The organism is Snodgrassella alvi wkB2, assembly GCF_000600005.1.
Lineage (GTDB): Bacteria > Pseudomonadota > Gammaproteobacteria > Burkholderiales > Neisseriaceae > Snodgrassella > Snodgrassella alvi.
Genome location: NZ_CP007446.1, coordinates 71,516 through 84,695 on the forward strand (window position 1 = coordinate 71,516; position 13,180 = coordinate 84,695).

A 13,180-nucleotide genomic window follows, 5' to 3' on the forward strand; every position below is an offset into this window, starting at 1 on the left:
AACTTTTGATTACTGTTTATATAGATGATTGCTCTATAAACGATTCGATAACTATTTAACTGTTCTGAAATAGATTCTGGTCAGACTTAAATATTGTTTCACTTATATAATTATTGTGCTGCCCTGTAGTAGTAAGCAGTTATTGTGAACCATTTTTTGCATATTGTTTATTCCGTCCGTGTTTTCTTCTGACAGACTCTTCCTGTTATGTGATTAGTATGATAAGTTTTGACTGGGAGATTTATAGGCAGAAATTTTAAGCCAATTGTTTGTCGGGTAGTAAAAGTCAGTACGATTATTTCTCATTGAATGAGTTTATTCAGTACATTTAATACCCAAATGGTAATAGGTAATACAATGATAGGTTTGATGATTGTTACCCACGAGACAGTAGGGCAGGCAAATATGCAATTAATCCGGCATATTTTTGGCTCTGTACCTGATAAAGTTACTTTAATCGGGGTACGTAGTAGTGATTCAGTTGAAAGTATACATGCTGAGGTTGTAGAAAAACTGGCTTCTTTGGATTATGGTCACGGTGTATTGATTCTCACTGATATTTTCGGCGCTACACCTTGTAATCTGGTGCGCCGGTTAATTCAGAGTGACAATGTAATTCTGCTAACTGGTCTTAATGCTCCAATGCTGGTTAAGGCACTTCAACATTTTACTAAAGCAGATGATGTACATAAATTTGCAGATGAAGTTAAAGCTGCTGCTATTGCCGGCATTATGACTATTTCTAATCAGGATGAGCTTTGAAATGGTAAAAAAGGAAATTGAGATTATTAACAAGCTTGGTTTGCATGCACGGGCGTCAAATAAATTTACTCAGGTAGCCAGCCGGTTTCAGTGCGAAGTATGGGTAACCCGGAAAGATCGCCGCGTTAATGGTAAAAGCATTATGGGACTAATGATGCTGGCTGCGGCACAAGGTAGTGTAGTTGAGCTGGAAACTGACGGTGTTGACGAAAGCCAGGCAATGCAAGCACTGGTTGAGCTGATTAATAATTATTTTGGTGAAGACGAATAATGAGTATCGTCCTGCATGGTGTTGCAGTAGGGGCCGGTGTTGCTATCGGTCGTGCTCATCTGGTGGTGCGCGGTATGGATGATGTGCCACATCAGGAGTTGTCGATTGAAGAAGTGCCCGCAGAAGTTGCCCGTTATGAGCAGGCAATCAAAACAACTCGCCGTCAGTTAGAGCAGTTGCGTACAGATATTCCGCAAAATGCACCTTCAGAACTGGGAGCGTTTATTTCTCTGCACCTGATGCTGGTAGGTGATGTAAGTCTGTCCAGAGAGCCTGTAGATATTATTGAAGCACAATGTGTTAATGCAGAGTGGGCATTAAAACTGCAAACGGATAAACTTTCAGATCAGTTTGATGCAATTGAAGATAATTATTTACGCGCACGCAAGCAGGATATGCTGCAAGTAGTTGAGCGTATTTTTAAAAATCTGATAGGTTTATCGACAGAAGTCGTGACTGAAGCGGAAGATTTTGAAGAAGATACGATTCTTGTTGCCCACGATTTATCGCCGGCAGATACGGTGTTTTTTAAAGACAGCCGTATTGCTGCATTTGTTACTGATGCCGGCGGGCCAACCAGTCATACCGCGATTCTAGGGCGTAGCCTGGATATTCCCTCTGTGATTGCACTGGGCTATGCGCGGGAATTAATTAATGAAGATGAGCTGATTATTGTAGATGGCACAATGGGTGTAGTTATTATTGCACCTGATGATGTTATTTTAAAGGAATATCGCCGACGTTTGCGGGAATTTCGCAGCTTAAGACGGCAGTTAAATAAACTTAAGAATACGGCAGCAACAACATTAGATGGAATCAATATTGAGTTGTTGGGTAATATTGAAAGTGCTAATGACATAAAAGCACTGCATAGTCTGGGTATGGATGGTATCGGACTATATCGCAGTGAGTTTTTTTATCTGAACCGTGATGCTCTGCCTACAGAAGATGAACTGTATACCGAATATGCTGATGTGGTTAAAAGGCTGAAGGGTAAAACATTAACCATACGAACAATAGATTTAGGTGTAGATAAAAATCCGCGCTGGTTTGGTCCTAGTCATACGATGAATCCGGCTTTGGGATTGACCGGTATCCGTTTATGTCTGGCTGAACCTGTGATGTTCCGTACTCAGATGCGGGCAATTATGCGGGCTGCGGTTTTGGGGCCTGTGCGCATGATGTGGCCAATGATTTCATCAGTGACAGAGATACAGCAGTGTTTGACTCATTTAAATACAGCCAAACAACAGTTACATGATCGCTTTGAAACCTTTGATGAAAATATTCAGGTTGGGGCGATGATAGAGATTCCGTCAGCTGCACTAACAGTTAATTCTATTTTGAAGATGATTGATTTCGTTTCAGTCGGTACTAATGATTTAATTCAGTATACGCTGGCGGCAGACCGTAATGATGAAAGTGTGAGTTATTTATATCAGCCGGGTCATCCTGCGGTACTGAAATTACTGTTGCATGTTATCCGTACCGCTGCACGTCTGAATAAACCAGTATCCGTGTGCGGAGAAATGGCTGGTGATGCTCAATATACACGGTTATTGATGGCGATGGGGCTGCGCCGGTTTTCGATGAATGCAAATAATATTCTGGCGGTGAAAAATCAGATTATTCAAAGTGATCTGCTAATGCTTGAAACAGAAGTACAGAAAATATTACGTAATGATGATCCAGATAAAGCATTAAAATTACTGAAAAAATTAAATTCTTCACATGAATTATCTGAAAGTGCGGATTAAATAAATTGTTTTGTCTGACTTAGCACAGTTTAACTGCGTTTAATGATGATTTTTCTATAATATTTTTGTCAGTATTGTTTTTGCCTGACAATCAGTATTGAGTAAGTAGTGTTTTCCCGCAAATTGTCCACCGATATTCCCTCCCTTGGTATCGGTGGTTTTTTTTATTTATTTTTATTTATTTTTATATATGCTATATAAATATTAAAAATGATTCATGCAATTAATATGATATTGTAGTGTTGATGGATTAAACTCAATAACTATATTGCCAGAATGATTAATTGCAAGTTTGTGTCTTGAGTAAACTGTTATAATAGTGGCCTATTTTTATACAATAAACTGATAATTCATGATGCAAGAACATTATTGTCCCGAAAAGATTGAGCCGGCTGCACAAGCACGCTGGCAGGAATACCGTTTATTTAACGCTAAAGATTTTAGTCCGAAACCTAAATATTATTGTCTGTCGATGTTCCCTTACCCCTCAGGTAAGTTACATATGGGACATGTGCGTAACTACACTATTGGTGATGTACTGAGCCGTTATCGCTTGCTTAATGGGTTTAATGTGATGCAGCCGATGGGCTGGGATGCATTTGGTTTGCCTGCTGAAAATGCTGCAATGAAACATCAGGTAGCACCGGCACAATGGACTTATGACAACATAGCTTATATGAAAAAGCAGTTGCAGAGTTTGGGTTTTGCGATTGACTGGGAACGGGAAATTGCGACCTGTACACCGGAATATTATCGCTGGGAACAGTGGCTGTTTGTGCGTTTATTCCAGAAGGGCGTTATTTATAAGAAAAACGGAACAGTAAACTGGGATCCGGTGGATCAGACTGTACTGGCTAATGAGCAGGTTGTGGACGGTCGAGGCTGGCGTTCTGGTGCCATTGTAGAAAAACGTGAAATCCCGATGTATTACTTCAGGATTACAGATTATGCTGAAGAACTGCTCAATGGTCTGGATACACTGGAACATTGGCCTGAGCAGGTAAAAACCATGCAGCGCAACTGGATTGGCAAGTCACGCGGGATGCAGGTACGGTTTGCACTGGCTGAAGACAGTAAAGCAGGATTAACCGGTGAGTATGCAGATTTTGTACAGGTATATACCACACGTCCTGATACGCTGATGGGAGCAACTTATGTTGCTGTTGCTGCAGAACATCCGCTAGCGACAGCTGCCGCTGCTGATAACCCTCAGTTACAGCAGTTTATTGCTGAGTGCAAGGCCGGTTCTGTGGCTGAAGCAGACATGGCCACGATGGAGAAGAAAGGTATGCCTACCGGACGCTTTGCTATCAATCCGCTTAATGGCGATGTACTGCCGGTCTGGGTGGCCAATTATGTGCTGTGGGGATATGGTGATGGTGCGGTAATGGCTGTTCCGGCGCATGATGAACGTGATTTTGAATTTGCCACTAAATATCAGCTACCAGTAAAACAAGTAATTGCCTCTACGCAGAATACAGATGCTTTTAATGCAAGCGCGTGGCAGGAATGGTATGGCAGTAAAGAGCAGACACAGTGTGTTAACAGCGGTGAACTGGATGGTCTGGATTTTTATGCGGCATTTGAGCGTGTTGGTGAAATTTTACAGGCTAAAAATGCCGGTGCACCGAAAACACAATATCGCCTGCGTGACTGGGGTATTTCCCGGCAGCGTTACTGGGGTTGCCCGATTCCGATTATCCATTGTGATGATTGTGGTGATGTCACTGTTCCGGAAGAACAGTTGCCAGTTGTATTACCGGAAAATGTGGTACCGGATGGTGCCGGTTCTCCGTTAGCCAGAATGCCGGAATTTTACGAAACTACCTGTCCATGCTGTGGTAAACCGGCTCGTCGGGAAACTGACACTATGGATACTTTTGTTGAATCGAGCTGGTATGCGGTACGGTATGCATCACCACATTGCAATACCGCAATGGTGGATAAAGAGGCTGCTAATTACTGGATGAATGCAGACCAGTATATCGGTGGTATTGAACATGCTATTTTACATCTGCTCTATGCCCGTTTCTTTACAAAGTTAATGCGCGATGAGGGGCTGCTAAATGTAGATGAGCCATTTGCCCGCTTACTTACTCAGGGTATGGTGGTATGTGAAACGTATTATCGTGAAGGTGCTAATGGCAGCAAAGAATGGATTGCACCGCAAGATGTAGATTTGCAGCGGGATGATAAAGGCCGGCCTCTGGCTGCAACCCTGAAAGCAGATGGTAAACCGGTGTGTATCGGTGGCATTGAGAAAATGTCTAAATCCAAGAATAATGGTGTGGATCCGCAAGAGCTGATTGATCGCTATGGAGCGGATACTGCGCGATTGTTTATGATGTTTGCCGCACCGCCTGAGCAATCACTGGAGTGGTCAGATGCCGGGGTAGAGGGTGCGCATCGCTTCCTGCGCCGTTTGTGGCGTACTGTATATGATTATTTACAGCAGGGTGCAGGTGTAACTGCATTTACCGGCAGTCAGGATAATTTGTCTGCCGACCTGAAAGCGCTGCGGTTGAAACTGCATAGCACAGTCGCCAAAGTAACCGATGATTATGGTCGCCGGCAGCAATTTAATACCGCAATTGCTGCGGTTATGGAATTGCTGAATCAGTATGACCGGACTGATTGCACTACAGAAGCAGGGCGCGCCGTGGCACAGGAAGTGCTGGAGTGCGTATTGCGTCTGTTATGGCCGATTGTGCCTCATGTGTGTGAAATATTATGGAATGAGCTGTCTCCGCAGAAAACACTGTGGGATGCTGCATGGCCATGTGTTGATGAAGCCGCACTGGTACAGGATGAAATTACCCTGATGGTTCAGGTAAATGGTAAGCTGCGCGGACAGATTACAGTTTCTGCCGATAGTAGTAATGATGAAGTACAGGCAGCAGCATTGGCTGATCCGGCCATACAGCGATTTGTGGATGGTAAAACACCGAAAAAAGTTATTGTTGTGCCAAAACGATTAGTCAATATTGTTGTCTGATCGCATCATCCGATGAAAAAGACATGTTATTAACATGTCTTTTTTTATTACATAAATTAATTACGGCGAAATACGCCTAGATTATTTGGCGCCTGTACCATAAATAATTCAGGGTAGAGTATAGGCGATGAGATAGTCTCCCATCTTCGTACCGAATGAGCTATGACCACCAGCCATTTGTACTACATATTGTTTACCATTAACGGCATACGTCATTGGTGTAGCCTGTCCGCCGGCAGGCAAACGTGTCTGCCATAATAAATCTCCGTTACTGGTATCGTATGCACGCAGATAGTTGTCCTGAGTTGCACTGACAAACATAATATTACCCGCTGTGGATATTGAGCCACCCAGACCCGGAACGCCAATTTTTAATGGTGGTAATTCAAATAATTTCGGCAGACTGTCACGAATCGTGCCAATACGCTTTTTCCACACTACTTGGTTAGTCTGCAAATCAACACCAGCTACAAATCCCCATGCTGGTTGTTTACAAGGTAAACCTATTGGTGAAAGAAAAGGGCTAATTTCTACCCCATAAGGAGCGCCATACATCGGCTGGATACCATTCTCAGTACCGGCACCCTGTTTTTGCTGAGCCCTGTCGGGATTAGCCGGAATCAGGCGGGAAACGAAGGGCAGTCCGATTGGGTTCATCAGAGCAATTTGCCGATCCTGATTGACAGATATACCACCCCATTCAAATACCCCCAGATTACCAGGAAATACCAGTGTGCCATTTTCAGAAGGTGGTGTATAAATGCCATTATAATTTAAGCGTTTAAACTGGATGCGGCACAGAAGCTGGTCAAACATGGTTGCTCCCCACATATCTTTATCAGTCAGTTTGTCTTTCGGCATCAGACTTAAAGCTGAGAAAGGCTGAGTAGCTGCATAATGTTCACCCTGTGTCGGTTTACCATGTTTCAGAGTCTGTGGTACCGATTGTTCAGTAACTGGCACAATGGGTTGACCGGTTTCACGGTTGAGGACAAAAATATTACCGGTTTTGGTCAGCACATAAATAGCAGCAATCCGTTTACCGGATGGTATTGTAATGTCCATCAGTGAAGGCTGAGCCGGTACGTCCATATCCCAAAGATCATGGTGAGTAGTCTGAAAATGCCATAGCAGTTTACCGGTTGAGGCATTCAGTGCCACAAGAGAGTTGGCATAACGTTCTTTTAACTTATTACGGTGACCGCCCCAGATGTCCGGTGTGCTCACTCCTGTGGGTATATATACAATATTACGCTGCTGGTCGTAGGCCAGAGGTGCCCATGCATTGGGTGAATTATGCACGAAATTGGTCTTTTCACCCGGCATCGCATTCGGGTTTTCCGCACCAGTATCAAATACCCATTTTAATTGACCGTTATTGACATCATAACCACGAATTACCCCGGAAGGTTCTTTAGTTGAGAGGTTATCCGTTACCGAACCACCGATAATAATCGTACTAGGTGTTACAACAGGCGGTGAGGTCGGATTATATCCTCCCAAAAAAGCATAAGGCATTTTGGCTTGCAGATTAATTTCACCGTTATGACCGAAATCCGGACATTTCTGACCAGTCTGTGCATTGACGGCAATTAAACGGCCATCATTAACCGGTAATAAAACTTTTTGCGGACAAATAGCGGATGCGGTGGTCTCAGAACTGTGTGCTGTCGTAGCATCATAATAGCTGACACCACGACAAGTCAGATGCTGAAAAGTTCTGTTACTGCGCAATTCAGGGTCAAAACGCCATAAACGTTTGCCGGTAGTGGCATCCAGAGCATCCAGAAACTGGTGTGGTGTACAGATAAAGAGTTTCTTGCCGATTTTGATCGGTGTTAGTTCATTAGTGGTTTCTGCTGAATCATTAGTAGTTTTGAAATCACCGGTACGGTAAGTCCAGGCTACTTTAAGCTGTTTAACATTAGCGGTATTGATTTGAGTTAATGGTGAATAACGTGTTCCGCCCTGAGTACGACCATACGCCGGCCAGTCTTCTGCTGCTACACCATTATCGTCTGCCGCTGGTGCCGGCTGGAGGCGAGTAATGGTGCCATTAATTTGCTGCGGATCATGACTGATGCTGTAGAACATCACACTTAGTATCGCAATTAATGCTAATGTAATAATTAATTTTCCACTTCGTGAAGCAGATATATGCCGTGTTGGCCACGGAGTTAAAAGCCATAATCCAAACAGAAATAGCAAGTCAAAACGTGGTGCTAATGCCCAGAAATCGGTGCCGGACTCCCATAAACCCCAGATTAGTGTGATAAATAGAGTAATTGCATATAGCCACAGACAGCTACTGCGCTGATAATGGTATAGAGTTGTAAACAAACATAGAATTAGGGCAATAATGGCATAAAATGCTGAACCGCCCAGCCATATCAACCATATACCTCCTATAAGCAGATAGATAACAGTTAGCCAAAGTACTATCAAAGTCATTATTCTGGCGAGAGAAAACGATGTATATGCTTTCATAATGCGTCTGTTAGCTTATTTTTATAATAAAAATTAAAGATAAAAATTATTATAATAAACAATATATAAGATGCAAATGTATATATTAATGATTAAAAAATTTACAGTCGGAAAATTTCGAATCTGATCTTGAATCAGCAAACAGTTTTTAGAAATACAGTAATATTTTTAGCAGATTTTATTGCAAATACGGGTAATTTTTAGGAAGCAATAAAAATTAGTTTATTTTTTCAATCTGTGTAAATTGTAATGTCTAAGTGAATTCAGAATGGCTTTTCAATATTTAAATTGCTGTAACTAAGAAATAATATGGCGTAATTAATTCCGAATAATCTGATTTATTTGTTCAGATAATAAATTTTAGATCAAATAATGATTAATTTATTGTATGGATAATTAGTAAATAAACGGAGTAATTACTTTTGCTTGAATTTTTTATCTTGCGGTTACTTGAATTTTTAATTTTATTTTTGCGATTATGCAATATATATATAATTTTCTAAGGCTTATTAAATTGTTTTGCTGTATTTTTATTAATAAAAGTTTACTTATAATAAGAATAATATATTTATATTACTGATATATAAGGATAAAATTTATATTCTTTTTGGGGCTAAATATTGCATAATATATATATATTAATTATTGATTAATAAAGTAAATTTTTTTATTAAAAATATAAATTAATATGTAGAAATAGATTTATTCTTTTCAAGAATTTTAATTATGAACAATGTAAAAAATTGATTTGGGGAATAAGAATGAATAACTTTAAGCAGAAAAAATTAAATTCAATTATACATACATTAGTATTTAAACTTTCACTAGGAACCCTGGCACTACTTCCAATATCAGTAAATGCAACTACAGTTATTGATGATAATAATATCGGGAATTACAAAAAAACTGGAATTGATATCTTCGACAATGTAGAAATAAAGATAAGTAAAACAAACGACTCTGAACCACATATTGATATTGATCAGAATAGTAGAGCATGGATTGGTATTCGATCGTCTTCCAACAAATACACAACTATTACTGGCGGCGACTCATTTAAAATTAGAAGTCAGATATCTAAGAGTTATACAGATTTTTATGGTATTCACCTAGGAAATCAAACTAATTTAGTTTCAGAGACTGATCTTGACATAAATATTGGAAGTGGTAAGGGTATTTATCTAGCTGATGGAGCAATGGGCGAGTTTAGAGGGAAAGTAAATATAGAAACTGGAAACAGAAGTATAGGAATACATTCTTATACCAGTTCAGTCCCACGCCGTACAAAAAGTTTATTTAAGAATGAAGTAAAAATAAATACCAATGGTGAGGGAAGTCGGGGTATTTGGTCTCAGAGAACTCAGAGTCTAACAGCAGAAGGAAATGAACTAATTTTTAACAATAAAGCGGTGATTGATGTAAAAGATTCTTCTTCAAATCCTAATACTGCTGGAATTTATGTAGATCAATTACCACCAAAACCAGGCGCCTTCACCGGCAAAGGCGATTTTATACAATTCAATAAAGGGCTTAAACTTACTGTTGATGGTGGTACCGCAATTTCAATGAACCAGCACAAGGGTGAATTAGAGATTAGGGATACTGATGGTTCAAATGATATCCGTATTGTTGTTAAGGATCCTGAAGGCTTTAATGCGATACAAGCAATAGCTGGCAAAGTGATTATTGATGGTAAATCGGAAATTATTGGAGATATTGTTTCAAGTGAAAATGATGAGCTTCGGGATAAAGGAGTAGTTAAATTAACTCTGGCTGACGGATCAATGTTATTAAGCTCTTTGGACAATGATGGTGGTGCAGGTGAGATTAATCTTGGCCTTTTCGGTAGTCACAGCCAGTGGAAAATGACCGGCAGCTCAAATATTAACTCTCTGGAACTCAGTGATGATGCCAAAGTCAGTTTTGGTTATGATTATGCTACTCCCGATGCTGTTACCAGCCTTAACGGGAACAACGCAATGGTATTAGAAACTGATTCGTTAAAGGGTAATAATGGCGTATTTAAAATGCGAGCAGCGATTGGTAAAAATATAGATAATGATTTGCTGAAAATAACCGGATTACAACAGGCAAAGGGTAATCATAAAATTGCTGTTATTGATGCTAAAACTGGCTCCGCTACAGTAACTGGCAAAGAAAAAATTAAACTGGTTGAAACCAATGGTGGCGATGCTAAATTTAGTTTATCGTCCTCAGCAGTAGATATTGGTGGCTATGAGTTTAATACTTTAGACGAATTTGACAATTCTAATCCTGACGGTAAAGATTGGATATTGTCTGCATCTTCAAATTCTGATGGCAATCAAGGTGGGGAGACATCAGGCGGCTCAGATAGCAATAATGACAACGGGTCAGCAGGAGATTCAGGTTCAGGTATGAAACCAAAACCAAAACCAGATTCCAAACCGAATTTAACTAATACAGCGAAAAATGCGGCCAATATTCTTAATTCAAATTATTTAATGAGTTATGTTGAAACACAAACTTTATTGCAGCGTATGGGACAAATCCGTACCGATGATACAGCGAGCGGTAAAGTATGGGGGCGTATATATACAGGGAAACTGAACTCATTTAATGATAATCGGTTGTCTGGTTTTGATATGGATTATTATGGATTACAGATGGGGCTGGACCGTAAACTGAATTACGATAAAGTGAACCTATATTATGGTTTAATGGGCGGATTAAGCCGTGGTGAAGTTGATCACAACGTTGGTGACGGCAGTACTAAAAGTTATTCTCTAGGATTATATGGTACGTTACAAAGCCAGAATGGTTTTTATCTTGATGGTTTAGTCAAGTATATGCATATGACCAACAAGTTTAATACTTTGACAGGTGGTGGTTACCGAGTGAATGGTGACGGTCATACCAATGGTTTTTCTCTGGGCGCTGAAATGGGCAAACGTATCCGTCTGACTTCTGCAGAAGAGGCAGAACAGGGTTGGTATTTAGAACCACAGGCTCAGCTTACTTTTTCGCATCAGAATGGTGCCACTATTAATGCAACCAATGGGTTAAGAACCAGACTGGGTAGTTATAATTCATTAATAGGGCGGGCGAGTCTTATTTTAGGCTATACCATTCAAAACAATAAAAATCCGGTAGATATTTATTTTAAAACAGGTTATCTGAGGGAGTTTGATGGAAAAACTTCTTATACCTTTAATCGTATTGCAAAAGAAAAATATGATTTTGGTGGTAACTGGTGGGATAACGGTATAGGAATTAATGTGCGGCTGAATGGGAAACATCATATTTATGGTGATATGGTTTATTCTGCAGGAAACAAATTTAATCAGAAGCAGATTAATGCGGGATATCGTTACAACTTTTAACCAGAATGTTATTGCTGACTAAAGCTAAAATTTAGCAAAGACTGATGTTTAAAAGCAGGCTTAATCATGGTGGTGCCGGATAATTCCGGTGCCACCATTTTGGTGTTTAGTTGATTATTGGTCAATGTATATAGGAAATATGGCTATTAATATTAATTTATTGAATGTAATTATGAATTAGTCAGAGAATACGCAGTTATGTATTTTAAATGGATGCGTTTAGTAGTGATATCAATGGTTGAGTATAAACAATTTAATTATTTAAAATGCATAATTAATTTTTCTTTGATTGATACTTATCAGCTGTTGCCGGATACCTGTTGCTGTTTAAGTTACAGCCTGTCTGAATAGGTGAATAGTATTCAGAGTAAATCTTTTTCATACTGCTCCATCCAGTTTGCGATGGAAACCAAAGCCGGTTTTAGAGTTTTTCCCAGCGCTGTTATCTGGTATTCAACTTTAGGCGGTACTTCGGGGTAGAGCTTTCTGGTAATTAATCCTTTTTGCTCAAACAGCTTTAGCTGTTTTGTTAATTCTTTCTGAGTAATTGGTGCGATGGCTCGCCTTAATTCGCCGAAACGAATGGGTTGATCAGTAATAATCAGGCGATACAGGATAGGAATAGCCCATTTTCCTGAAATTAAATTAACAAATTTAACCATAGGACAATGATAAATATCAGGGGTATTTTTTTCAGTGTGCATAACTATTTTCCATTAGTATCTATTTGGTACCTACTTTCATAAGTAAACCCGTTAAATTATACTGAATTTTATTTTTGAAAGGGAATCTATGAACAGATTAACGGGTAAATATACACTGATTACAGGCGGAAGCAGTGGAATAGGGCTGGCAACTGCCAGAGAATTTATTGCCGAAGGTGCGACAGTAGCCATAACCGGCAGAAATAAAGACAGATTACTGGCAGCGAAGCAGGAATTAGGTGCAGATGTAATAATATTGCAAAGTGATACTTCTGATGTTGAAGAACAAAAGCTTCTGGCTGCACAGTTAACCAAAATGTGGCCCAGATTAGATGCTGTATATATTAATGCGGCCGATGTCACTCATCTGCCGGTAACTGATTGGAATGAAAATACTTTTGACAGGGTAATGAATACTAATTTCAAGGGGCCGTTTTTTCTGATACAGGCGCTGTTACCTTTGCTGGCTGATCCCTGTTCGGTTATTTTGTGCGGTACGGTAAGTACCAAAATCGGTTTACCGCAAAGCAGTATTTATGCGTCCAGTAAAGCTGCTCTCTGTTCATTAGCCAAAACACTGTCGGGAGAGCTGTTATCCAGAAATATTCGCTTCAACTGTTTAGTTCCCGGCCCGACAGACACGCCGGCGCATATGAATTTAAATACCACTGACGCGGATGCTGTCAAACATTTACAGCAGGAAATTAAGGCATTGGTACCGTTAGGACGTTTGGGCAAACCGATAGAGCTGGCTAAAGCCGCTGTTTTTCTGGCATCGGATGAATCATCTTTTATGCTTGGTGCGGAAATACTGGTAGATGGCGGGGTAGGTAATATCTAAT

Annotated in this window: 8 protein-coding genes; 6 read left to right on the forward strand and 2 right to left on the reverse strand. The window is 40.2% G+C overall.

The window, feature by feature from the left end; genetic code table 11:
• Positions 1-357: 357 nt before the first annotated feature.
• From SALWKB2_RS00295 to leuS, 4 genes are all read left to right on the forward strand, one after another.
• Positions 358-762: a PTS sugar transporter subunit IIA gene (locus SALWKB2_RS00295; protein WP_038649119.1), complete on the forward strand. Its 405-nt coding sequence runs from the start codon at positions 358-360 to the stop codon at positions 760-762.
• A gap of 1 nt (position 763) precedes the next feature.
• The gene (locus SALWKB2_RS00300) at positions 764-1,033 is read left to right on the forward strand and encodes an HPr family phosphocarrier protein (RefSeq protein WP_025329710.1); all 270 of its coding nucleotides are present in this window, start codon (positions 764-766) and stop codon (positions 1,031-1,033) included.
• Entirely contained in the window at positions 1,033-2,790 is a 1,758-nt protein-coding gene (ptsP, locus tag SALWKB2_RS00305; protein WP_025329711.1) for a phosphoenolpyruvate--protein phosphotransferase, read from the forward strand. The genes SALWKB2_RS00300 and ptsP overlap by 1 nt, the downstream gene beginning before the upstream one ends.
• A gap of 355 nt (positions 2,791-3,145) precedes the next feature.
• On the forward strand, positions 3,146-5,785 hold the full coding sequence (leuS, locus tag SALWKB2_RS00310; RefSeq protein WP_025329712.1) for a leucine--tRNA ligase: 2,640 nt from the start codon (positions 3,146-3,148) through the stop codon (positions 5,783-5,785).
• A 108-nt stretch (positions 5,786-5,893) separates the two neighbouring features.
• On the opposite strand, the gene SALWKB2_RS00315 is transcribed toward leuS, so the two are convergent.
• Positions 5,894-8,272 (reverse strand): glucose/quinate/shikimate family membrane-bound PQQ-dependent dehydrogenase, encoded by a 2,379-nt coding sequence (locus SALWKB2_RS00315; protein WP_025329713.1) that lies wholly within the window; start codon positions 8,270-8,272, stop codon positions 5,894-5,896.
• A gap of 761 nt (positions 8,273-9,033) precedes the next feature.
• Between SALWKB2_RS00315 and SALWKB2_RS11500 the strand changes: the two genes are divergently transcribed.
• Entirely contained in the window at positions 9,034-11,634 is a 2,601-nt protein-coding gene (locus tag SALWKB2_RS11500; protein ID WP_025329714.1) for an autotransporter outer membrane beta-barrel domain-containing protein, read from the forward strand.
• A 362-nt stretch (positions 11,635-11,996) separates the two neighbouring features.
• Here SALWKB2_RS11500 and SALWKB2_RS00325 read toward each other — a convergent pair whose 3' ends face one another.
• On the reverse strand, positions 11,997-12,338 hold the full coding sequence (locus tag SALWKB2_RS00325; protein ID WP_025329715.1) for a winged helix-turn-helix transcriptional regulator: 342 nt from the start codon (positions 12,336-12,338) through the stop codon (positions 11,997-11,999).
• Positions 12,339-12,426: 88 nt separating this feature from the next.
• Here SALWKB2_RS00325 and SALWKB2_RS00330 point away from each other — a divergent pair, with 88 nt between their 5' ends.
• Positions 12,427-13,179, forward strand: a complete 753-nt coding sequence (locus tag SALWKB2_RS00330; protein ID WP_025329716.1) for an SDR family oxidoreductase — start codon at positions 12,427-12,429, stop codon at positions 13,177-13,179.
• Position 13,180: the final 1 nt, after the last annotated feature.

Excerpts from the sequence above, each read along its gene's own strand:
- ptsP (WP_025329711.1), top strand. The coding sequence starts at position 1,033 with ATGAGTATCGTCCTGCATGGTGTTGCAGTAGGGGCCGGTGTTGCTATC.
- SALWKB2_RS00300 (WP_025329710.1), top strand. The coding sequence starts at position 764 with ATGGTAAAAAAGGAAATTGAGATTATTAACAAGCTTGGTTTGCATGCA.
- SALWKB2_RS00330 (WP_025329716.1), top strand. The coding sequence starts at position 12,427 with ATGAACAGATTAACGGGTAAATATACACTGATTACAGGCGGAAGCAGT.
- SALWKB2_RS11500 (WP_025329714.1), top strand. The coding sequence starts at position 9,034 with ATGAATAACTTTAAGCAGAAAAAATTAAATTCAATTATACATACATTA.
- leuS (WP_025329712.1), top strand. The coding sequence starts at position 3,146 with ATGCAAGAACATTATTGTCCCGAAAAGATTGAGCCGGCTGCACAAGCA.
- SALWKB2_RS00325 (WP_025329715.1), bottom strand. The coding sequence starts at position 12,338 with ATGCACACTGAAAAAAATACCCCTGATATTTATCATTGTCCTATGGTT.
- SALWKB2_RS00315 (WP_025329713.1), bottom strand. The coding sequence starts at position 8,272 with ATGAAAGCATATACATCGTTTTCTCTCGCCAGAATAATGACTTTGATA.
- SALWKB2_RS00295 (WP_038649119.1), top strand. The coding sequence starts at position 358 with ATGATAGGTTTGATGATTGTTACCCACGAGACAGTAGGGCAGGCAAAT.